Source organism: Colwellia hornerae, from assembly GCF_007954355.1.
Classification (GTDB): Bacteria; Pseudomonadota; Gammaproteobacteria; order Enterobacterales; family Alteromonadaceae; genus Colwellia_A; species Colwellia_A hornerae.
The window spans coordinates 119,894-142,399 of sequence record NZ_VOLR01000007.1; the positions used below are offsets into that span (position 1 = coordinate 119,894).

At 37.4% G+C, this 22,506-nt stretch carries 20 protein-coding genes; 17 read left to right on the forward strand and 3 right to left on the reverse strand.

Annotation, left to right across the window (positions count from 1 at the left end):
* Positions 1-112: 112 nt before the first annotated feature.
* The gene (locus ESZ26_RS06675; RefSeq protein WP_223271572.1) at positions 113-2,884 is read left to right on the forward strand and encodes a TonB-dependent receptor domain-containing protein; all 2,772 of its coding nucleotides are present in this window, start codon (positions 113-115) and stop codon (positions 2,882-2,884) included.
* Positions 2,885-3,055: 171 nt separating this feature from the next.
* On the opposite strand, the gene ESZ26_RS06680 is transcribed toward ESZ26_RS06675, so the two are convergent.
* Positions 3,056-3,418 carry a DUF3718 domain-containing protein gene (locus ESZ26_RS06680; protein ID WP_146798969.1) on the reverse strand — a complete coding sequence of 121 codons (363 nt, stop codon included), beginning with the start codon at positions 3,416-3,418 and terminating at the stop codon, positions 3,056-3,058.
* 517 nt (positions 3,419-3,935) lie between these two features.
* Here ESZ26_RS06680 and ESZ26_RS06685 point away from each other — a divergent pair.
* On the forward strand, positions 3,936-4,250 hold the full coding sequence (locus ESZ26_RS06685) for a cupredoxin domain-containing protein (protein ID WP_146798970.1): 315 nt from the start codon (positions 3,936-3,938) through the stop codon (positions 4,248-4,250).
* 28 nt (positions 4,251-4,278) lie between these two features.
* The gene (locus tag ESZ26_RS06690; RefSeq protein ID WP_146798971.1) at positions 4,279-4,509 is read left to right on the forward strand and encodes a hypothetical protein; all 231 of its coding nucleotides are present in this window, start codon (positions 4,279-4,281) and stop codon (positions 4,507-4,509) included.
* A gap of 271 nt (positions 4,510-4,780) precedes the next feature.
* On the opposite strand, the gene ESZ26_RS06695 is transcribed toward ESZ26_RS06690, so the two are convergent.
* Together ESZ26_RS06695 and ESZ26_RS06700 are read right to left on the reverse strand one after the other, a co-directional pair.
* Positions 4,781-5,860: a PepSY-associated TM helix domain-containing protein gene (locus ESZ26_RS06695; RefSeq protein WP_223271573.1), complete on the reverse strand. Its 1,080-nt coding sequence runs from the start codon at positions 5,858-5,860 to the stop codon at positions 4,781-4,783.
* An 89-nt stretch (positions 5,861-5,949) separates the two neighbouring features.
* The gene (locus ESZ26_RS06700) at positions 5,950-8,082 is read right to left on the reverse strand and encodes a TonB-dependent receptor (protein ID WP_146798973.1); all 2,133 of its coding nucleotides are present in this window, start codon (positions 8,080-8,082) and stop codon (positions 5,950-5,952) included.
* Between the two features lie 904 nt (positions 8,083-8,986).
* On the opposite strand from ESZ26_RS06700, the gene ESZ26_RS06705 reads away from it, so the two are divergent.
* The 14 genes from ESZ26_RS06705 (at position 8,987) to ESZ26_RS06770 (ending at position 22,396) form a co-directional block, all read left to right on the forward strand.
* The gene (locus ESZ26_RS06705; protein ID WP_146798974.1) at positions 8,987-9,349 is read left to right on the forward strand and encodes a hypothetical protein; all 363 of its coding nucleotides are present in this window, start codon (positions 8,987-8,989) and stop codon (positions 9,347-9,349) included.
* Between the two features lie 267 nt (positions 9,350-9,616).
* Entirely contained in the window at positions 9,617-10,027 is a 411-nt protein-coding gene (locus tag ESZ26_RS06710; RefSeq protein ID WP_223271578.1) for a DUF411 domain-containing protein, read from the forward strand.
* The gene (locus tag ESZ26_RS06715) at positions 10,027-11,484 is read left to right on the forward strand and encodes a TolC family protein (RefSeq protein WP_146798976.1); all 1,458 of its coding nucleotides are present in this window, start codon (positions 10,027-10,029) and stop codon (positions 11,482-11,484) included. Before ESZ26_RS06710 ends, ESZ26_RS06715 begins: the two co-directional genes overlap by 1 nt.
* The gene (locus ESZ26_RS06720) at positions 11,484-13,028 is read left to right on the forward strand and encodes an efflux RND transporter periplasmic adaptor subunit (protein WP_146798977.1); all 1,545 of its coding nucleotides are present in this window, start codon (positions 11,484-11,486) and stop codon (positions 13,026-13,028) included. Before ESZ26_RS06715 ends, ESZ26_RS06720 begins: the two co-directional genes overlap by 1 nt.
* Before the next feature lie 2 nt (positions 13,029-13,030).
* A complete protein-coding gene (locus ESZ26_RS06725) occupies positions 13,031-16,174 on the forward strand; it encodes an efflux RND transporter permease subunit (protein WP_146799020.1) in 3,144 nt (1,047 codons plus the stop codon).
* A gap of 90 nt (positions 16,175-16,264) precedes the next feature.
* Positions 16,265-16,612 carry a hypothetical protein gene (locus tag ESZ26_RS06730; RefSeq protein ID WP_146798978.1) on the forward strand — a complete coding sequence of 116 codons (348 nt, stop codon included), beginning with the start codon at positions 16,265-16,267 and terminating at the stop codon, positions 16,610-16,612.
* A gap of 65 nt (positions 16,613-16,677) precedes the next feature.
* Positions 16,678-17,202, forward strand: a complete 525-nt coding sequence (locus tag ESZ26_RS06735; protein WP_146798979.1) for a c-type cytochrome — start codon at positions 16,678-16,680, stop codon at positions 17,200-17,202.
* Positions 17,203-17,227: 25 nt separating this feature from the next.
* Positions 17,228-17,713: a YybH family protein gene (locus tag ESZ26_RS06740; protein ID WP_146798980.1), complete on the forward strand. Its 486-nt coding sequence runs from the start codon at positions 17,228-17,230 to the stop codon at positions 17,711-17,713.
* Positions 17,714-17,747: 34 nt separating this feature from the next.
* Positions 17,748-18,251 (forward strand): YybH family protein, encoded by a 504-nt coding sequence (locus tag ESZ26_RS06745; RefSeq protein WP_146798981.1) that lies wholly within the window; start codon positions 17,748-17,750, stop codon positions 18,249-18,251.
* A 362-nt stretch (positions 18,252-18,613) separates the two neighbouring features.
* A complete protein-coding gene (locus tag ESZ26_RS06750) occupies positions 18,614-19,222 on the forward strand; it encodes a formyltransferase family protein (RefSeq protein ID WP_223271574.1) in 609 nt (202 codons plus the stop codon).
* A 201-nt stretch (positions 19,223-19,423) separates the two neighbouring features.
* Positions 19,424-19,711, forward strand: coding sequence for a hypothetical protein (locus tag ESZ26_RS06755; RefSeq protein ID WP_223271575.1), 288 nt, complete (start codon positions 19,424-19,426; stop codon positions 19,709-19,711).
* A gap of 329 nt (positions 19,712-20,040) precedes the next feature.
* On the forward strand, positions 20,041-21,231 hold the full coding sequence (locus ESZ26_RS06760; RefSeq protein ID WP_146798982.1) for a hypothetical protein: 1,191 nt from the start codon (positions 20,041-20,043) through the stop codon (positions 21,229-21,231).
* 10 nt (positions 21,232-21,241) lie between these two features.
* Positions 21,242-21,805: a cytochrome c gene (locus ESZ26_RS06765; protein WP_146798983.1), complete on the forward strand. Its 564-nt coding sequence runs from the start codon at positions 21,242-21,244 to the stop codon at positions 21,803-21,805.
* Positions 21,806-21,994: 189 nt separating this feature from the next.
* Positions 21,995-22,396, forward strand: coding sequence for a hypothetical protein (locus tag ESZ26_RS06770; RefSeq protein ID WP_146798984.1), 402 nt, complete (start codon positions 21,995-21,997; stop codon positions 22,394-22,396).
* Positions 22,397-22,506: the final 110 nt, after the last annotated feature.

Consider the following 22,506-nt stretch of genomic DNA (forward strand, 5'->3'; position numbering starts at 1 on the left):
TTTCTATTTCAGCATAACTAATAAATACTCAATCAACCTAACTGATGCAAGCGATTAGCAAAGCAGAAAAAGCCTATCTAATGCAAGCACAGAGACTCTATCGAGGTTAACGATGAACAAAAAATCAATGCATAGTGCCAAGAAAATCAAGCTAAATAAACAGAATAATTGTTTACGATTAAGTGGCTTAGCACTGGCGATAATAACAAGCTTAGCAGCGACATCAGCAGTAGCAGAGCAAACATTAGCAGTAGCAGAGCAAACATTAGCAGTAGCAGGGCAAACATTAGCAGTAGCAGAGCAAACATCAGCAGAAGATGAAGCTATTGAAGAAGTGGTTGTTAAGGTCAGTCGATTAAAAGGTACGGCGAGCGCTATTATTGAAGAGCGTCGCAACCAAGCCTTTATCGCCGATATTTTAGGTGCAGAGCAAATTTCACGCACCGGTGACAGCGATGCCGCTGCCGCATTACGACGTGTTACTGGTGTAACCTTAGTCGATGGTAAATTTATTTATGTCCGTGGTTTAGGTGAACGTTACTCAAGCACACAGTTAAATGGTGCCGCTGTACCCAGCCCAGATCCGACCCGCAGTGTTATACCTCTGGATTTATTTCCAGCGTCAATTATCGAGTCTTTATCGGTACAAAAATCTTACTCACCTTCAATGCCGGCGCATTTTGGTGGCGGTAATGTTGATATCCGTTTAAAAAGTATTCCAACAGATTTCCTTTTTAATATCTCTGGCAATTTAGGCGGTAATAGCGAAAATTTTGACGATGGCTACAGCTACAAGGGGGGCAGTGATGACTGGCGCGGCCAAGATGACGGCACTCGCGCAGCACCCAAAACATTACAAAAATTATGGAAAAATCACAGTCCATTAAAAAACCTTAGTCAAGATGAAAACCGTGCCATAGCGGCGCAGCTTAATCGTGATTACGATCCGGTTAGAGAAAATATTGCCCCAGATTTTGGTGTTGATGTTGCGCTCGGTGATAAATTTGAACAGGGTAAATATCGCTGGGGTTATCTAACCTCGTTATCTTATGACAATGAATGGCAAGTGAGCGAATTATACGAAGGTCAAGATTTTCGCAATAATACTGACGATTCATGGAGTTTAGTGCGAGGTTTTGACCAAGTTACTTCAACAGAGCATTCGGTAAAATGGTCAGGTCTGCTGAACTTAGGTGTAGAATATGACCGAGATCATCGTCTTGATTACAGTTTCATTGTGCTACGTGATACCGCCGACGAAATAAAAGACAAACTGGGTAATACTAACAATGTTTTACTCAGTGATGGTTTGCGCATTCGAGACAGTGATGTTAGCTACGAAGAGCGTGAAATGATCGCTAATCAGGTTCGTGGTACGCACAACTTACCATGGCTGTGGAATATAGGTTTTGATTGGAAATATTCAGACGCTCGTTCAAGTCGCTACGCCCCTGGTAATGTTTCTACGCGCTACATACTCAGCGATGAAAACGAAGATGGTACTTTCGATCTTACTAATGAGAGTAGCTTACGTAACGCTTCAACCGCTAGCCGTTATTCTTTTCAGGACTTGGAAGATAAAGTAGAAAACAGCGGTTTCAACCTATCTTTACCCATCACTTTTTCGCAATCAGAAATAGAGCTTAAGTTCGGTGGTGACTTTATTGAAAAAACCCGTGACGCTTTTTCCAGACGTATCGATGTTAATACTTTAGCCTTTGAAGAATTGAGTCTTAGTGGTGACAGAATGAATGATATTTTAACAGACGATATTATTCTCAATCAGCCATTACAAGGCAGTGAAACGGTTATACGAGACACCTCAGTAATGGGCGATGACTATTATTCAGCACAAATGACCGATGCTTACTATGTTGAGGCAGATTGGTTTATTGACAATACTTGGCGTATCAGTGGTGGTTTTCGCTGGGAAGATTACCGTCAAGTCGTCGCACCTTTAGATCCGGCAACCGGTCGTTTTGATTTGCCACCACAACCAACAGAAGAAGATTTATCGAAATTAGCCTTTCAAGAAGATGATATATACTCGGCGTTAGCGCTTACTTACCTAATGAGTGAAGCTGTTCAATTTCGTTTATCTTATGGTGAAACCACAATACGCCCAGATATTCGCGAGGTTGCTCCATCAACATACCTTGACCCGCTAACTGGATATCCTATTCGAGGCACTGCAGGTATAGAAACTACCGATATTAAAAACTACGATCTACGTTGGGAATGGTACTTAGATACGGGAGAAAACTTGTCAGTAGGCTTATTCTACAAAGATATGATAAATCCGATTGAATCAGTACAATCACCAGGCCAAGATGGCCCTCCGCTTATCGTTATTGCTAATGCCGACGACGGTGAAGTTTATGGTATTGAGTTAGAGTTTATGAAAGATTTTGCCTTTTTGGGTGATTTTGCTGGCATGAATGGTAACGACTTTTTCTTGTCAGGTAACATTACCTTAAGTGACTCTGAAATAAACATCAACACGCAACGCGTTGTTGAGCAAACAGGGGTTTCTGCCGCGATTACGAATCCGACGCGTCGAATGACTGGTCACTCGCAATATGTGGTTAATCTCAACTTAGGTTATGATGCGCCCAACGGAAATCATTCAGTGACACTGGCTTATAATGTCTTTGGTGAACGCATTATTATTCCGGGTATCGAAGGGCAAGATGACAAGTATGAGCAACCTTTTCATTCACTTGATATGGTTTATACCTACTACCCAACATACGCAACAACTTTAAAGTTTAAAGTGCAAAATTTGCTTGATGAGAGTAAAGAAATAGCATTTTCAGAGACGCTATTTCGCAGTGAAACCAAAGGCATTGCTTTCGATGTTTCCTTTAAGTGGGATTTTGATTAGCTAGTTGGGTTATGGCTGGCGTTTAACAAGGTTGTAAATAGATGAACTAAGACCACACAATATGATTATTAGTCATTGGTGTGGTCTTTTTATTTTTATCATAATAACGGCGATAAAATTTAACTTTTTCAGAAATATTGATTACTTAGCCGTTTTTGCTTGATAGGTTCTTTAACCTGATCTTTTTTTAGCCAGGGCGCCTAAGGCTGGTGAAGCGAGTGTTAATTCATCAACTAATTCGCCTAGTATTTTTCTTGGCAATTTTTTGATAATCATTTCACCGACATCATTAGCATTACTTGCTGCAGCAAAAAATAATATATTTTTACCGTTACAGGTTATTTCATCAAAAATAGAGCGTATTTTTATACGTTGTGATTTTAATAAAGAGCGGAATCGTCTCTTATCGTCAGCGGCGACGTATTCACAAATGTTTTGAGCCATATTATAGGCGCTTGCCTTAGGTGAGTATAATTGTGTTATTGAAAGTAATATTATTATTGAGGTGATACCTACTGCGTTATATCTCATCATTCATTTATTCCTCAAATGCGTCATTCACTAATTTCACTCGGTATGTCTAAGTGTAGCTATTAATTTTTTTATTTCATTATGATCTTTTTATTTTGTTAAGTTATGAAAGAGAGTTGAATTTTTTTTCCTTGGCTTGTAACTCTAAAGACGAAGCCATCCCCAGTTTAGAAGGCTTTTTTTTAGGTGTTCTATGCGGAAAATAAAGGCTTGGCTGCGGCTAAAAAATAATAGGATTTTCGCCTTTTTAAACATCTAAAAGGAAAAATGACTAAGGTCCGAGTGCAATTATTTTGTCTGCAAATATTGTTAAGTAAATAACACTTTTTAAATTAGAATAATATTCTTTAGTATTCAGTCTCAAATGCTTGCTTTTTGCTCTGAATGGCCAATTGTCTTGGTAAAATATAGGAATAGATCAGTTAAATGTGTTAATTTTGTAAAATAATTATATTTAATAATAAGCGTTGAAAATGACATTATGGTAAGAGTTTTTAATTACAAAATAATTTCTGTTTTAATGATTCTTAGTTCCTTTGCTAGTCAAGCAAGCAATACAAAAATTCTAGTTGTTGATGTCGATAAAAAACCACTGGCTAATATAGTCGTTTTTGCTGAGCCAGAAATAAAATCTACCGCGGCAAAGAGTGCTTTATCGGTTCCTTATGCTGCTATTATGGATCAAGTAAATCGACAGTTTTCCCCTCACATTCTAGTCGTTAATAAAAATACTAATATTGATTTTCCCAATTCAGATAGAATAAAACATCATGTTTATTCTTTTTCACCTGCGAAAACCTTTGAAATACAATTATATCGTGAGAAGGAATTATAATTAACAAGGACAGTCGCTTATAATTGAAATGACAGGTCGCTGTATTAGAGAGGATAAATCAGGATATATTGAACAAAATCAACCTGCACTGCTTAGCCGTTTTAATATTAATCCTGAAAACTGGCTAACGCTAACAAAAGATTTTAGAAGGCTGTTTCATGGTGCAGTAGGTCATAGTGGTGCTTTAGCTGATTACTGTGAGCATAAAGGATTAAAACGGCGAACTAACCTAAGTTGTTGCAATAAACTGCTGGCGTAATAACTTAATACTCTACATATTTTATAACAATACATCAATTTTGATGTATTAAGCATGCCTAAAAAACAGTATTTCTCTATTGATTTGAACATTTAGCAAATATTATTTCAATTCAAAATTTATTAGCACTCATTGAGCATGTTTTGAGTGAAAATTTAGCTTGTGTTACTTTTTTGTTTTAGGGGATTTATAAGAGAGTGTCCTCATTAATTTAATAAGTCCACTTTCATATCCAAATTGCTCGTTAGACAGGATGATTTTAAACGATGTATTAGGTCGGCTTACGCTTTACCCATAAATAAATACCAGATAAAATAAAAAAGCACGGCATTAAGCTAATGAGTAACCAGAGTACTTTAACTGGCCATCCGATAAATTCACCAATGTGAAATTTATACTTAAAGTTCCAAACTTGTGTCGCAACAGAGGTTTCACTGGCATCGAAGCTACTCAGTAATTCCCCCGTGTACGGATTTGCCCAGCTCCAGCTAGAAGCGTGGCTTTCATTTGGCATTTCAATGCGTAACGCTAATGGGGTACCGGCATTGCTGGGTAGGTATATTCGAAACACTTTTCCATCAGCTAGGGCTGCCTTTGCAACATTATAAGCCTTATCTAGTTGAGGGGCTTTATTTGAGAATAATTGATGTTGATAGTTATGTTGTTGGATTTTACTAAAACTAAGCGATTCAATTATTTGTTTAGTCGCATCTTGCCAAAAAAAAGCAATACCCGAAAAAGAAATCAATATCAGTGGAAAACAAAATATCACACCGATAGTACCGTGCAATTGAGTAAAACGTATTTTATTTTTTGCTTTCCACCTAACGTTAAGACGCTTTAACCTATGTTTAGGTTTTACCCATAATGTGAATCCAATAATTAATTCAATGATAAAGACCAAACTAGCAATCGACACCCACAACTGCATAGGTTTTTCATTGGTATCGTTTGTATAGAGTAACCAACGGTGCCAAGACATGGTAAAACCATAAAAAGTATCTGAAAACTCATATGCTAGTAATATTTCAGCTGTGTAAGGGTTAATACTCAGGTAATGTTTATTCTCAAGCCTAACTTGCCATGCAATTTGTCTATTTTCTTCTGGTTGAATAAATTGTATTTTTTGCACTGTTTGTTGTTCAATCTTTGCAGTAAGCTCAGATAATGTGAGTAAGTGCTGTTTTTTGTTGCTGTGATTATCTCCAAGTAACCAATACTGAGGATTAATGATTGTTTGTATCTCTTTGGCATAAATTAACAATGCACCGGTGATACTCAGGTTAATCAAAAATAAACCGCTAGCGAGTGCCAATATTAAATGAATCCGCCTCAGAATAAGTTTTAACAAGATAATACTCTCAATTTTAGACCCTTAACCTAATATAAAAAACAAAGCCACGAAGGTGGCCTTGTTTTTAGTCCTACTGATAAAACTGTTTAGAATTGGTAGTCAACACCCATGTTAACGGTCGTTCCTAAGCCTTTTACGTTGTAACCGCTATAGGTATACGCTTGAGATTTCGCAGGATAGTAATCTTGGTTAAACAAGTTTTCAATGCCAATAAAGGCAGTCCAATCTTGGTTAAAACTATAGTTACCACTCATATTAAAAACATGATAACTATCAATAGGGCCTTTATCTCCAACGTATTTACCATCTACAGGATCAAACTTTTTTCGATCCCCTACATATAAATAGCTCAACGCTAAATTCGTGTTATCAATAGGTTGCCAGTTAATGTTAATGGTGGCTTTAGGTGCACTAATTTGCTTGGCTCCTAAATAGGTATCATTTTCAGTGTTTTTACCTTCAACCCAAGCATAAGTCGCAGTTATATCAATCTCTTTACTGAAGTTATAAAAAGCTACTGCTTCATAGCCATATATTTCTTGGGGGGCTCTAACTGGCATATAAACACCAGTCGCAGGGTCATATTTATTCGTAGTTCCTAGCTCAGAGGTGCTGCGATAGGCTGAAAACTCCAAACGTAATTTATCTATTTCAGAAGTAAAGCCAATTTCATAGTTATCGATAATAGAGGCTTCGGTTTGTATTAGTGCAATATCAGTTACTGTTGATGTGCGAAGTAATCGACCTATATCTGAAATATCAGAGCCTTGAGAGTAACTGGCGAAAGGTTGGAAGTAATCGGCGACATTATATCGAATACCAAAATTGTAGGTGGTTGCACGATAATTAAGTGTATCGCCCGTTACATCAATAGGAATAGAGCATACGGCCACTTTTTTACATAGCTTTAAAGTACGGTAATCACTTACGGCTAAGTCAATTTTTTCACGTCTAATGCCCGCTTTAATAATGAAATTATCTTGAACAACCCACTTACTTTGTAAAAATCCTGCTAGGTTTTCCATATCCATTTCAGGCACCCAAACTCGACCATCAACTAGTGGTTGTGAAGTGACGTCATTTAGCGTATCGATACCATAGATGAATGTTGCTTCAACATTATCCCAGTCAAATTGGCTGTTCAAAGTAACACGAAGTCCTTCTTTATCTGACTTGATCAGTGATTGACCACCCGTGTAACCTTCATCTAAATTAGCTAAGGTAGGGGAGTAAAAAAAGATATTTTCAACTTCTTGTGCATAAGCATCAATAACTAATTGGGTATTTTCAAATAGAGCCACATCGGTATATTTGAGCATCATGTTATGATTATTTGGCCCTTGTGGTTCACCATATGCTGAAGTTCCAGAGGGAGCTTCTATTGCATAAGTCTTTACGCCAGAATTAACACTACCAACCACATCAACTAGGTTGCTGTCTTGTTTTGATTCATAGTAGTTATAAACAAATTGTAATGAGATGTCGTCATTAAACTGGTAACCGAGTTTTGTGAAATAATTTTGCATGGATGCTTCAGATAAACCATATTTGAGGCCGATAACATCACCCTCTGCATCTCGCTGTACGCCGTTATCTTCATAACTGGCACTGGCAACATAGCTGAATTTATCTAGTTGACCGTTAATCATGCCTTCAACGCGTTGACCTACACTATCTCCTGTTTTTACCGCGCTGAATCGGCTAGCCACACTAATTTTACCACTCAACTTGCTGTCACTATTGGCTTTTTTAGTTATATAGTTAATGATACCTCCAGCAGCACCATTACCATAAATAGACGTAGCTCCTTTGATAACTTCTATTCTTTCTAACGCATTGGCATCAATAGTTCTAATGCCTAAAGCGCCATTGCGCAATGGGGTAGATTGCGGCACACCATCAATCATTACTAAGGGAGATCTACCACGTAAAGTTTGGCTAGAATTGCTTGATGTACCGGTGCTAGGTGCTAAACCGGGAACCAAGGTTGCCAATAATGTTTGTAATTCCGTAGATACTTTGAGTTGTGCTTCAATTTGTTGACGATTGATAATAGTTATGGAAGCGGGTACTTCATCGATACTTTCGACAATACGACTGCCTGTAACAACAATGCGTTCCATATTATTTTCATCGATTGCCTCATTCTTTTGCAGCGATTCTGCATTGACATTATGTGCAATTAGTAGAGCGAGCAAACTCAATCTTGTTTTAATCATTTTATTCTGTTTCATCGTTAAATTAATTTTTACATACTAATACGAATGATTATCAATTGCAATAAGGTGTTGTGATTTATTGTTTTAAATCAAACATGATTAGATATTTCTACTATTTTTACTCCTTTTAGATATCTGACATATTTTAATTGAACAATAATCAAGGCGACAGCCGGAAATATTTTACCCAGTTAACTACGCTCAGAAATATTAAATGCTTTTTATATTTCTATGTCAATTTTCGTGTCATTGTGACTGCTTCAGAGGTTGAGATAGAGGTTAATTTTTATTTTGACAAACAATCTTTGACCCCTTTTTGCTCATTATGACTACTAGATATAGTGTTTTGGTTCGCAATTTATGACTGCTTACTAACCCAGATCTGACGTTATAGTTCTAAAATATTAGGTCGGTAAAGTGGCAATAGTGACGGTAAGCTCTAACTCGTTAAGGGGCACAAAACGCCACAGGAATTATGATCATTTTATGCGTATTATAGACACTAGTGGTTGTTATTCTAACGGCTGGTTCACGAATAAAACGGACGTTGATTTTTATCCAGAATCACTCGTTATAATGATCACTTAGCTATGAGGAGAGACCTTTATCAAAACTCTGTTTAAATAATTAATTTGTTCTGATGACTTAGAGGATAAGATGCAATCAGGGGCTGGTTTTTGATCCCGTAGCCGACATTTTACTTCATACTTATAAGGCTGGAGATATAGCCTTTAATGAAACCTATACAATCATATAAAATTTAATATGACTTAGATCATCGGCCAGTTCTATTTTTAATTAGAGCTCACTTTATTTGTTGAGTAAAAACAGCATTTATGCAATCATTAAACTTAGTGTTATATTTTGTAGGTTACTTGTGAATTTAAATTTCTCTAAAACATTAATGGTATTGCTAATATGTGTGGCCTTCGCTGGTCAGGCAATGGCGTCTACTATTATGTCTTATCATATGATGAGTATGAAGGGAATGAATGGGCAAGAGCAATCACAAGATATGTCGATGATGGATCATAGTAACCATAATATGACTAGTGATTCTTCTGATGATTTAGATAAATCAGAAGATGATTGCTGTACTCAAACGTGTAGTTGCTTTACCGGCAGTTGTTCAAGTATTGCCACGTTCACGAAGCACGCATTAGGCAATGTACTGATTATTGAACTATCATCCAAAATATTTTCCTCTTCTAGTTTGGTTTTGAGCCAACAACCTACATCATTATACCGTCCCCCAATATTAAGCTAAATACAGAATAAATGTGTCCAAAATTTGGTTCATTTATAAAACTACTTTCTGTATTAGGCTTTTTTGATGTCGTTTTTTAGAAAACTTTTCTAATCTCATCAAAAATAACCTAATTAATTAAAAATATTAATTGATATCCCTTTTGGGGGGGTTATGTTTTCAAATAAATTTACTTTAAAAGTTATAGCTACTTTTGTCGTAGTCGTTACTCTAGCTAGTTGCTCAGATAAAAAAACGCTTGCCGTTACTGACAAATTGCAAAGTGTTATGTCGCCATCTATTGTCCTAGAGGTATATAAAAGTCCTACCTGTGGCTGTTGTAAAAAGTGGATCAGTCACATCAATGATAATGGTTTTGCATCAAAGGTTCATAGCTATCAAAATTTCTCAGCGGTAAAAGATGAAAAAGGTATAGCACCAAGATATCGCTCTTGTCATACCGCAATTTCAAAAGATGGCTTTGCTTTTGAAGGCCATGTGCCAGCAAAATTTATACAGCAATTCATGAAAGAAACACACTCCGACGATGTTATCGGTTTGTCTGTGCCTGCTATGCCAGTAGGTTCACCAGGCATGGAAGTGGATGACAAGTTTCAACCATACAAAGTTTTACTTTTGAAGTCAGATGGCACGCATAAAATTTATGCTAATGTTCAATCATATGAGGAACAATTCTAATGCAGAGTATAAATATTAGTAGTAAGTTTCGCATGAAATGCGGTGCAGGTATTATAGCTTTTACTTTTTTATCTGCGAGTGCCGCTGATTTGTCAACAATGAAAGATAACGGCTCTTTATCTTTTACTAAGGCAGTCAAGACAGCTCAACAAAATGATCCTTGGATAACGGGAAATATTCATCAACAACGAGCTATTGAATTGATGAGTACTGCGGTAAATACATTACCCGATCCTAAAATGTCAATTGGCCTTGCCAACTTGCCAACCAATGGCTTTGATTTTGGCCAAGAGGGCATGACACAGGCTAAAGTGGGTCTTTCACAAATGTTTCCTCGCGGAGATACTTTAGCGATTAAAAGCCAACAACTAAAAATTCAAAGCGAAGCGTATCCCTTTCAAAGAAAAGATAGAGAATCCAAAGTAGCCGTTACGGTTGGCAGCTTATGGTTAGATGCCTATCGCGTTCAGCAAAGCATTGCCCTCATTGAAAAAAACAGATCGTTGTTTGAACAGTTAGCTGATGTAGCGACAGCAAGCTACTCATCCGCTTTAGGTAAAACCCGTCAGCAAGACATAGTTCGAGCACAATTAGAGTTAACGCGTTTAGAGGATAGGTTAGACAAATTAGCACAACAGAAAAATCACTATGAAGGCATGCTTTCACAATGGCTAACGACATTTTTAACAGATAATAGCTCAATAGATGAATCGTCATTAATCAGTGATTTTTCTTTACATAACTTGCTGCTTAGTAAAGAACTACCTCAAATAGACCTACTTAATAATGACTTGGTTTTTAAACAACGCAAGATTAAGCCAGTGCAATTGGTCCCGTACTTTTCAAATCATCCTTCAGTTATTGCAGTAGACAAAAAAGTGCATGCGACTAAAACAGGGATTAACTTGGCAAAGCAAAAGTACCAACCTGAATGGGGTGTAAACGCAAGCTATGGCTATCGCGGGGATGATCCTGCTGGCAGAAGTCGAGCAGATTTATTTTCTGTTGGTGTAACATTTGACTTACCACTTTTTACCGATAACAGACAAGATAAAGAAGTTCAATCAGCGATATCTCAAACAGAAGCGGTTAAGACTGAAAAGTTACTTTTACTCAGGCAATTGCTTGGTTCTTATTCGAGCGCAAAAGGAAGGTTATTACGCTTAATCGACAGACAGAATTTGTATAAAAATAAATTGTTACCACAAATACATGATCAAGCCGAAGCTTCTTTGACTGCTTATACCAATGATGATGGCGATTTTTCAGAAGTTGTTCGCTCTCGTATTGCGGTACTCAATGCTGAAATAGACGAGCTAGCACTGAACGTTGAAGAACAAAAAATACGGCTAGAGCTTAACTACCTTTTTATAGGCAGTATCAATTCTACAATCTCACAAAACAAAATAAATTTAGCAAATAGTAGCCAATATACTGCTATTTCGGGAGAAAAATAATGAGCAATAATGTTAAACCAATCATTGTTGGCATGATCATCGGCGGTATTATCACTTTTGGTGCAACATATTTTATTGCACCTCCAGTTACAGAACAAGTCATTAACACCGCTTCGAAAGAGAAGAAACCGGTTTATTGGGTGGCACCAATGGATGCAAATTATAAAAAAGATAAGCCGGGTAAATCACCGATGGGTATGGATTTAGTGCCTGTTTATGATGATGGCGGCAAAGGACCTGATGAAGGTCCCGGCACAATCCGTATTTCACCTGATGTTATAAATAATCTAGGCGTGCGCACGACAACGGCAATTTATAAGTCATTGCATACCGAAATAAATACCGTGGGTTATGTTGCTTACAATGAGGATAAACTCGTTCATATTCACCCTCGTGTTCAAGGGTGGATAGAAAAACTCTATGTTAAGGCTGTTGGCGATCCGGTTAAAAAGAACCAGCCATTATACGATATATATTCTCCTGAGTTAGTGAATGCGCAAGAAGAATTGTTATTAGCATTAGATAGAAAAAACAGTCGATTAATTACGGCAGCAGAAAATAGATTGTCAGCACTACAGTTACCTAAAGCGGCTATTGTGAAACTTAAGCAAACTAAAAAAGTTCAGCAAAAAATTACGTTTTATTCCCCACAAAACGGTGTTGTTGAAAACCTTAAAATACGTGAAGGATTTTTTGTTAAGCCGGGTACAACATTGATGTCAATTGGTGATCTCTCTGAAGTTTGGGTCGAGGCGGAAGTTTTTGAAAGACAAGCAGGGCAAGTTAAAACGGCAACCCCCGTTACGATGACACTTGATTATTTACCCGGTAGAACGTGGGAAGGTCAAGTGGATTATATCTACCCAACGCTTGATGCTAAAACACGTACAGTGAAAGTACGTTTGCGTTTTAATAATGAAGAAGGTGATTTTAAGCCTAATATGTTTGCGCAAATTGCTATTCATACCACGGGTGATGAACAAGTACTGCTTATTCCAAAAGAAGCCCTTATTAGAACAGGTAATCAAGACCGAGTTGTACTTGCATTGGGTGAAGGTAGTTTCAAATCTGTTGAAGTTGCTGTGGGTCGGTATGACAGCGAAAGTGTTGAAATACTTGAAGGACTTAGCGTAGGCGAGCGTGTAGTTAGTTCAGCGCAATTCTTACTCGATTCTGAATCAAGTAAATCATCTGACTTTAAACGTATGCACTATGATCCTACCCCAGACGAGTCAACAGGGATGGAAATGAGTGATAACAATGACAGTGTGTCATCTGCAACAGTAAACGGTACCGTTGTTTCGGTAATGGTTGACCATAGAATGGTCACTATCGACAGAGAAGCCATAGAGGAGTGGGGACGTGCAGCCGACAGAGTTGATTTTATTGTTGACGATAATGTTGATATGGATTTATTTTCAACTGATGCTTATGTGATGTTCACCTTTGAAATTAGACAAGGTAATTTTATTATCGTTAGTGCGATGGCAATGTCTTCACCAGACTCTGTAATGAACGATGCAGCTAATGACAAAGGAGAATAATGATGATCACGTCTATTATTCGTTGGTCTGTTGGTAATCGATTTTTCGTACTGCTAGCGACATTATTACTTGTTGGCGCTGGCTTATATTCTGTTAGCAAAACCCCTATTGATGCACTGCCTGATTTATCTGATGTGCAAGTGATCATAAAAACAAGTTACCCCGGTCAAGCACCACAAGTGGTTGAAGATCAGGTCACTTACCCAATGACCACTGCTATGTTGTCAGTGCCTGGGGCCGTTACCGTACGAGGCTATTCATTCTTTGGTGACTCATATGTTTATGTCATTTTTGATGAAGATACCGATCTATATTGGGCACGCTCAAGGGTACTTGAGTATTTAAGTCAAGTTGCCCCCAATTTACCGAGTGCTGCTCGACCGCAACTAGGTCCTGACGCAACAGGTGTTGGCTGGGTCTATTTATATGCGCTAACAGATCCAACAGGTCAACATGATTTAAGCCAATTACGTAGTATACAAGATTGGTTCTTAAAGTTTGAGTTGCAAACCGTACCTGGTGTCTCTGAAGTTTCTGCGCTTGGCGGCATGGTTAAGCAATATCAAGTGAGAATTGATCCAGAGAAATTACGTGCGTTTGATATTCCGCTTTCTCATATACAAATGGCCATTAAACAAGGTAATCAGGAAATAGGGGCATCGGTTGTTGAGATGGCTGAAGCTGAATACATGGTCAGAGCCACAGGCTACATAAAAAGTGTCGATGACTTAGAAAACATTCCATTAGGGGTGAATGAAAATGGCACGCCATTACTGTTAAAAGATGTCGCTGATATTGGTACTGGGCCACAAATGCGCCGTGGGGTCGCAGAGCTTAACGGGGAAGGTGAGACCGTTGGTGGCATAGTGGTGATGCGTTTTGGTGAAAATGCTCAACAAGTCATAGAAAGTGTTAAAGAAAAACTTGAACAATTAAAGAAAGGCTTACCTGAAGGCGTTGAAATAGTCCCGGTTTATGATCGCTCTGCTTTGATTGAACGGGCAGTTGATAATTTGGCTTATAAGCTACTCGAAGAATTTGGTGTCGTAGCGTTAGTTTGTATTATTTTCCTGTTTCATGTTCGCTCTTCATTAGTTGCGATTGTCAGTTTACCGGTCGGTATTTTAACTGCCTTTATTATTATGCATATGCAAGGGCTTAACGCAAATATCATGTCGTTAGGCGGTATTGCTATTGCTATTGGTGCGATGATTGATGGTGCAATTGTCATGATAGAAAATATGCATAAGCATATGGAGAAAACGCCATTAACCAAAGAGAATCGCTGGCAAATCGTCATTGAATCGGCGAGTGAAGTAGGGCCTGCTTTATTCTTTAGTTTATTAATTATTACCGTGAGTTTTGTTCCTGTATTTACCTTAGAAGCACAAGAAGGTCGAATGTTTGCACCACTCGCCTTTACCAAAACCTATGCTATGGCGGCTTCTGCTGCACTGGCTATCACCTTAGTGCCTGTGCTGATGGGCTATTTTATTCGCGGAAAAGTGTTACCTGAGCATAAAAACCCAGTAAATAGATTTTTGACCTTTATCTATGTACCCGCGTTAAAAACCGTTTTACGTTTTCCAAAGATGACCTTAGTAGCGGCCTTAGCTGTGCTTGCGATTGGGATATATCCACTGGATAAAATAGGTAGCGAGTTTATTCCACCACTCGATGAAGGTGATTTGATGTACATGCCCACTACCTATCCAGGTATATCTATTGGTCAGGCACGTCAACTTCTACAACAAACTGACAAGTTGATTAAGACAGTTCCTGAAGTACAAACCGTGTTTGGTAAAGTGGGCCGTGCTGAAACAGCAACAGATCCTGCGCCGCTGACCATGATTGAAACTTTTATTCAGTTAAAGCCGCACGACCAATGGCGAGAAGGCGTAACCACTGAAAGCTTGAAAAAAGAACTCGATGCTTTAGTTAAATTACCAGGTGTTACTAACGCTTGGGTTATGCCTATTAAGACACGTATTGATATGTTAGCAACGGGTATTAAAACGCCAGTAGGCATAAAAATCGCTGGCCCTAAACTAGACGTTATTCAAGATATAGGTAAGCAAATAGAAGTTATTTTGACCGATGTACCTGGCACGGCATCCGTTTACTCAGAGCGTGTTGCGGGAGGTCGTTATATAAAGGTTGATATTCAACGAGCAAAAGCAGCACGTTATGGTTTAAATATTGCCGAAATACAACAAGTGGTGGCGACAGCAATTGGTGGGATGAATGTTACCCAAACGGTTGAAGGTTTAGAGCGTTATCCGGTGAGTTTACGTTATCCGCAAGACTATCGTGATTCACCTGAACAACTATCTTTACTGCCTATTGTTACTCCTAATGGACAACGAATTTCATTGGGCGATGTTGCCAATATCATCGTTGAAGATGGACCTCCGGGCATTAAATCTGAAAATGCACGTTTAAATGGCTGGGCTTTTGTTGATATTGATGGGGTTGATGTAGGCACTTATGTCGAGGCTGCACAGAAAGTAGTGTCAGATAAACTTATACTCCCTGCTGGGTATTCTATCTCTTGGGCGGGACAATATGAATACATGCAACGCGCAAAAGCTAAGTTGACTTATGTTGTGCCATTAACCTTATTTATTATCGTCATCTTACTTTACCTTAACTTTCGTAACGTTATTGAAGTAGCCATGATAATGGGCACTCTGCCATTAGCAATGGTGGGTAGTATATGGTTGATGTATTTAGAGGGTTATAACTTTTCAGTGGCTGTAGGCGTTGGTTTTATTGCGCTAGCAGGTGTTGCGGTAGAAATTGGTGTCATTATGCTGGTGTATCTCAACCAAGCTTACCAAGAAATGCTTAGCGAGCATCGCGAAAAAGATATTGTCACTACCAAAGAAGATGTACTTCAAGCTGTTTTACATGGCGCAGGTATGCGTGTTCGCCCGGTTATGATGACTGCCGCTGCTATTATTGTTGGCTTATTACCTATTTTATATGGCACAGGAACAGGCTCTGAAGTGATGAGTCGAATTGCAGCACCTATGGTTGGCGGCATGATGAGTGCGGTTATCTTAACGTTACTTGTCTTACCCGCATTATTTTATTTATGGCGTTCGTCATCGATAAAAAATATAGAGTCAAAACAAGTTACATAATTTTATAAAAACGAAGTTCATCAAGTGTAAATAACATTGCATTTGATGAATATATATCGAAAACCTTAATAACTAACGTAGGAATACACCATGAAAACAACTTTAATTAAAACAATCAGTAAAATCGCTTTGGTATTAATACCCACCATTACTTTATCAATGGCAGCAACAGCACATGATCCCAGTATGCACGTAAAAAAGGTTAAAAAAGCAGATTGTAGCAAAATGGACCACAGCAAGATGGATATGAATGACCCTGTGACAATTGCCATGATGAAGAAATGTATGAAACAAGCTAAAAAAGCCAATATGGAAATGGACCACAGTAAGATGGCTAAAAAAATGGACCACAGTAAGATGGATAAAAAAATGGAGCACAGCAAAATGCAAAAAGTTGATAAAATAATCAAGAAAAAAGATGAACACGATAATCATTAATTAATTTCAGTATTCACTTAGTACACCGAGTTGTACTAAGTGATTTTGCGAAAAAAGGAATAACAATGAAATTACTCTTACTCCTTATATCTTTAGGCATAGGAACAACTATAGCCGTAATGTATTCAGGTATCGTGAATGTGGCGGCTGATGAACCTCATAGTGATTTTGTTTACTGGCTGCTAGAAGAAACCAGAGAAAACTCAATAAAAAAGGCAGCTAAAAATATAGAAGTACCAAACTTGAAAAATCCTGAGCAGCTATTAACAGGTGGAACTGATTATGAGTTTATGTGCGCCAGTTGTCATTTAGCCCCAGGGCAAACAGAAAGTGATATGAGCTTAGGTTTATACCCAGCTCCACCTAATTTAACCATTGCTGCCCAAAGCCATGAAGGTCATGAGCACGGTGATGAAACACAAAGTGATCGTAAAAACTTTTGGGTGATCAAACATGGGATTAAAGCGTCTGGAATGCCAGCTTGGGGGAAAACTCACGACGATGAACGTATCTGGGCAATGGTGGCATTTATTAAGAGGCTACCAACATTGACTCCAGAGCAATATCAAGTACTTACAGCAGTAGAATAAAAAACGGATAAAAGAGAATTATTATATGAAAATTATTCCAATTACATTAGTTGCATTTTCGTTTTTAGCTTGTGTTATTAGCCCAGTGACATTTGCTCACAACAATGCAAGCAGTAAGCATAGAACTTACCTAAAAGGTTCAGGAGCAGAAACGGAGCCTGGAAAAATTGTTACTCAGTTTCATAAAGCAATCAAGTTAGGTAATAAGAATAAAGCTCGATATTTCTTGGACGACAATGTGACCATATTTGAGGGCGGTAAAGTTGAAAGATCTGCTGATGAATACGCAAATCATCATATGCTTTCTGATATGAAATATGCGGCAAAACTTTACACCGAAGTACTTGAACATAAGGTGACACTTGCTGGGGATATGGCTTATTCAGTTTCTCGTACTAGATCAACAGGACAATTCAAAGGCAGTTATATAAACAAAGAAGGAATGGAAACAATGGTCCTTCTAAAAGAAGGTGGAAAATGGAAGATTTCTCATATTCATTGGTCACACTAACCTAAATTAAATAACTATAACAAAGGTTTAATAAATGAATAAATACATTATCGCACTATTAACACTCGTTATTAGCTTTACATCAATTGCACATGATGACAATGATCATAGTAATAAAGATAAAAAAGCAATTACCGATATTATCGCAAGCATTAAATACGGTTGGGAAAATGGCGATGGAATGCCTTTTAAACAAAACTTTCTAGATTTCAAGGGGGCGCGTTATATTGAGTCGGGTGGTCAAAATAAAGGATTAGATTCTTTGGTTACTCATCATGTGGAGCCAGAAAAAGGTGCTATGGGATATATGACGCTAGACTTTTCCGATATTGAAGTTCATTTTGAAGGCGAAAAGAAAAGCTTTGCCTGGGCTATTGCTAATACACGCTTTAAAGCTAAATTGAAAAAAAGTGACCGTGAACTTGATAAAAGTGGTTATCAAACGTTTTTATTTCGAAAAATCGATGGTGAATGGAAAGTTGTTCATAGTCACTCTTCGGGGCATGATTACAAACCTAAGAAAGAGCATCAGCATTAATCGGTATGTATTTCACCTAAAAGAAATTAATGCGGTTAATTATTACTTTTAGTGGTTTATTTTCTTTAAAAATTTAGATAGTGTCAAAGTTTATAGATATGATTTAAATAACAATCATATCTATATTTTTCAGGCGTTTTGATTTAACAATAAAAGAAACTTATGAAAATTGTTTACTTAGGGAATAATTTATTTTCCTCATGCTTAAAATATTTGCTGGAAGAAGGCCATCAAATACTGAGAGTGTATAAAAATAGCTCTACACATGACTCATCTATTATAGATAGGTTATGTGAAAATAATTGCATTCCTTTGTATAGCCACAAGCCTAGCTTAAGTGAACTAAACCAATTGATTTCGAGATGTTCATAGTTGCCGAATATTCTTATTTAGTCCCTGTCACCAAAGTAAAATATGCAATTAATATACACCCAACATTATTACCTGAAGGTAGAGGTCCAACCCCATTACCTTACTTAATAAGAACGCCGGAACTATCTGGTGTGACTATACATAAAATATGTGATGAATTTGACTCAGGAGATATCGTTCTACAGTGTAAAGTACCACAATCAACAGATGAAACTTTAACCACTTTAATGATAAAAATGCACCTTGAGTCAGTAAAGTTACTGAGGATTTTTTTTGAGAATATTGATAAGTATTATAAGTCTGCTAAACCTCAAATTGAGTCTTCATATTGGTCGAAAATTGATGTGTCAGAGAGGGTTTTGGATTGGTATTCACCAATAAATGATATTAAAAACCAAATGAGGTGCTTTGGTCATATAGGGCTAATTGTAAAGTTAGATCAAGACTTATGGGTTACTTCTCATCTAGAAATTATAGATTATAAACATAATTTAATACCTGGACATGTAGCTTTTGAAGATGACAGTTTATTGGCTGTTAATGCTTTAGATGGGATCATATGTATACATAAAAAATCTACATTTGCGATGCGGATGTGATGAAATCATCATCCTAAATGATAGGAACTCCATGATATTTTAAATAGTATATTGTAAGAGGAAAAAGGGACATAAACGAGCAATCAAAATAATGACTTTGTGCTAAAAAGAAAAAGATTTAAAGTTGATTTCAATCAAGGTCTTTTATTTTTGAAACAATATAATATTAGTAGTGGAGTGTTTTAAAGGGTTACTAATTTAATGTTATTTCGGTTGAATTGGCTATTTTTAATTGTCATATATTTGTCTGTTAACGGGCAAGTGTTTGCTACATCTATCCATATATGTACCGAAATGGCGATGACTTCTTCTGCATTATCTACCTCTACTACAAGGGTAAGCATTCATGATCATGATCAAAAAAGTGAACATCATGGCAACAGTGAAAAAATAAATAAAACTCATAATGGACATGATTCAGCAGCAATGGATGATTGCCAGTGTGTAGATTGCGATTGTGTGCAAAATATATCAGGACAAAAAAATTAATCACTTTTGCAAGATTCAAAGATAATAGACTATTTTCCTGTTATCTCAAAAGTACTCGCTAATTTACATCGAAATTTTATATCCCAGCCAAATTCCAATCCATATAGACCACCTACAAAAAACTAATACAGGATGAATGTGTCTTTTTATCGCTCATTTAATCTGTAATTCCCTTAAAAGTTTAGAGCAATAATTTGTGATGTTGATTCACCTCATCTAGGAAACTAGGTGTTATTTTGATGCTCTAAAATCGGTATTAAAAAACATTTCTTTAATTTATTAAGCGTAGAGGAATTCCTCACGCTATAACAAAATACTAAGGTGATACCATGAAAAAGGTACTTCTCCAATCGGCTGTAACAGCAGCCATTTCAATGTCATTGATGACAACTGTTAATGCACAAGATAACTCGTCTTTGGATATTGGTCGTTTAGCGATTGCTGGTTATGGTGATGTTACTTATATCAGTCAACCTAGCATGAAAGATGAAGAAGGAAATGATGTTCAAAATAATGTTGTCGCACGATTTGTCCCTATTTTTTTGTTCCAGATGTCAGAAAAAATTCATATTGAAGCTGAAATCGAATTCAGTACCAATGCTGAAGGTGAAACTGAAACAGAACTTGAATACGCTAACATGCATTACTTTTTTAATAATAATACCATTATAACAGCGGGAAATTTTTTATTACCCTTTGGTCAATTTGGCGCGAATTTACACCCAAGCTGGATCAACAAAGCAGTGAGTAACCCAGGTCTTTATGGTGGTCACGGTGGTAATGGCTCATTAGGTGGTATTACCAGTATTCTAGGTGATACAGGCATTAGTATCGCTAATATATGGGATCTGGGGGATGTGGGGCGAATATTTACCAATTTTTACACAGTAAGCGGACCACGCCAAGAAGAAGGAAATCATGGTGGTGGTGTCGAAATGGAAGCTAAAAAAGGCGATAACAATGGCAGTATGGCATTTGGTGGTCGTGTAGCTTACGCCTTTTTACCAGAATGGGAGATTGGTGTTTCATATTATACTGGCGAGTACAGTGATGATGGTGATTTAAACTATAGTGCTTATAACATTGATTTTAACTGGATTGGCAGTTATGCCAGTGTTCGAGGTGAAATATTTGGCTCTAGCGCAGAAACAGAAGGTGAAACTGAACCAAAAGTAGAAGGCGAACACGGAGAAGAATGGGTTAAAGATTTTGATAAAAATGGCTGGTATATCCAAGGTACTTGGCAAGCACGCCAGCTAGGCAAGGCTTGGTTAAACCCTGTTGAATTTGTCGTGCGTTATTCTGATATAAAATCTGATTTTGATGGCAGTATTGGTCATGATTTTGAAGAAGATGCAGGTAAAATCGGCAGTCGTATGTATTACGGTGTCAACTACTGGCTAGAGCCAAGTGCTGTATTGAAGTTGGGTGCTGAAAGCACCTCAATCGATAATGAAGGTGCAGGTCACGGTGGCATAGTCGATGATCGTGTATTTTTACAATTAGCGTTTGGCTTTTAAGGAGAATCCCATGAAATTAGTTCAGCTGTTATTACCTTTTATCATTGTTACTAGTATAGGTGCGTCAAGCATCAGTGCATTTTCAGTTCAAGCACAACATGTAAGTGATCCCTCGTTAGTTGCTCAAGGAGCAAAAATATTTAGTGAAAACTGTGGCCGGTGTCACAATGCACGCCCAGCTGAGGAATACTCTAAAATGGAATGGTCAGTTGTTATTCCTCATATGAGAGCAAAAGCACACATGACGGGTAAAGAAGCCCTGGCGGTAGAAGCCTTTCTAGGGAGCACATTAACGTCTGATATTCGTAATACAGTAAGTCATGAAAAAAGTGATGCACCTAAAAGAACGGGCGCTGTATTAGTCGCACAATTTGGTTGTCAGGGCTGTCATCAAATTAAAGGAGAAGGTGGGACGTTAGGGCCAGCTTTAGATGACGTGATATCGAATAAAGGAGAAGCGTTTGTACTTAAAAAATTAGCCAATCCAAAATTTAATAATGCAGCATCGGCTATGCCTAAATATCCTATTAACAAGGAAGATATGAAAGCAATTGTTGCTTTTTTAAAGCATTAATATAGCAGTACGTTATTAAATAAATATTAGCGGCAATATATGTACTTTTTTATATTGTCGTTATTTTTCTTAAATTTTATTCATTTAAATTAAACATATGTTTAACTCTTATTCTTTGATCTAAGTCATGACAAATAGTACGTACTAAACTAGTATAAAAGGTGTGAAAATTTATTTATGGTTATTATCATGCATAGTTTCAAAAGTTTTATCGTGGTTGTTATTATTTTGTTGTTCACACAACAAAGTATTGCTGCGTATGCGCCAATGAAATGCGATAACATGAAAAGTGTCACTGTTGCCACTACCGATAAAAGTTCTCACTCAACCTCTCAAATGGCCATGCATGAGCATGGTTCAATGTTAAAAGATAAAATTTCTTCTCATAAAAAATGTAACGCGTGCAACTTTAATGGCTGTATGTGTGGCGATATGGGGAGCTGTTTTGGCTCCACCATTTCAACCTCCACACAAGCTATAACTCAAATTTATACGCTGTTCTTGGACCATGGTAATAAATATTTACATCAAGAAGCATATACAGATTCAGGTGTTTACATGCACCTATTTAGACCCCCTATACATAATTAATCCTAGGATCACTGCGTGTTTAACACGTACATCGATCCAACCCTTTTAAGTTGTTAAGCCCTGTGATGTTAGTCAACTCTACCATCTGTGAGTTATTAAATTGTGCTTAA

Bases quoted from the DNA above. Each gene is read 5' to 3' on its own strand.
- ESZ26_RS06700 (WP_146798973.1), bottom strand. From the start codon at position 8,082: ATGATTAAAACAAGATTGAGTTTGCTCGCTCTACTAATTGCACATAAT.
- ESZ26_RS06730 (WP_146798978.1), top strand. From the start codon at position 16,265: ATGAAAACAACTTTAATTAAAACAATCAGTAAAATCGCTTTGGTATTA.
- ESZ26_RS06690 (WP_146798971.1), top strand. From the start codon at position 4,279: ATGACAGGTCGCTGTATTAGAGAGGATAAATCAGGATATATTGAACAA.
- ESZ26_RS06705 (WP_146798974.1), top strand. From the start codon at position 8,987: ATGGTATTGCTAATATGTGTGGCCTTCGCTGGTCAGGCAATGGCGTCT.
- ESZ26_RS06720 (WP_146798977.1), top strand. From the start codon at position 11,484: ATGAGCAATAATGTTAAACCAATCATTGTTGGCATGATCATCGGCGGT.
- ESZ26_RS06770 (WP_146798984.1), top strand. From the start codon at position 21,995: ATGCATAGTTTCAAAAGTTTTATCGTGGTTGTTATTATTTTGTTGTTC.
- ESZ26_RS06755 (WP_223271575.1), top strand. From the start codon at position 19,424: ATGTTATTTCGGTTGAATTGGCTATTTTTAATTGTCATATATTTGTCT.
- ESZ26_RS06715 (WP_146798976.1), top strand. From the start codon at position 10,027: ATGCAGAGTATAAATATTAGTAGTAAGTTTCGCATGAAATGCGGTGCA.
- ESZ26_RS06765 (WP_146798983.1), top strand. From the start codon at position 21,242: ATGAAATTAGTTCAGCTGTTATTACCTTTTATCATTGTTACTAGTATA.
- ESZ26_RS06680 (WP_146798969.1), bottom strand. From the start codon at position 3,418: ATGATGAGATATAACGCAGTAGGTATCACCTCAATAATAATATTACTT.
- ESZ26_RS06745 (WP_146798981.1), top strand. From the start codon at position 17,748: ATGAATAAATACATTATCGCACTATTAACACTCGTTATTAGCTTTACA.
- ESZ26_RS06685 (WP_146798970.1), top strand. From the start codon at position 3,936: ATGATTCTTAGTTCCTTTGCTAGTCAAGCAAGCAATACAAAAATTCTA.
- ESZ26_RS06675 (WP_223271572.1), top strand. From the start codon at position 113: ATGAACAAAAAATCAATGCATAGTGCCAAGAAAATCAAGCTAAATAAA.
- ESZ26_RS06735 (WP_146798979.1), top strand. From the start codon at position 16,678: ATGAAATTACTCTTACTCCTTATATCTTTAGGCATAGGAACAACTATA.
- ESZ26_RS06750 (WP_223271574.1), top strand. From the start codon at position 18,614: ATGTTCATAGTTGCCGAATATTCTTATTTAGTCCCTGTCACCAAAGTA.
- ESZ26_RS06710 (WP_223271578.1), top strand. From the start codon at position 9,617: ATGTCGCCATCTATTGTCCTAGAGGTATATAAAAGTCCTACCTGTGGC.
- ESZ26_RS06760 (WP_146798982.1), top strand. From the start codon at position 20,041: ATGAAAAAGGTACTTCTCCAATCGGCTGTAACAGCAGCCATTTCAATG.
- ESZ26_RS06740 (WP_146798980.1), top strand. From the start codon at position 17,228: ATGAAAATTATTCCAATTACATTAGTTGCATTTTCGTTTTTAGCTTGT.
- ESZ26_RS06725 (WP_146799020.1), top strand. From the start codon at position 13,031: ATGATCACGTCTATTATTCGTTGGTCTGTTGGTAATCGATTTTTCGTA.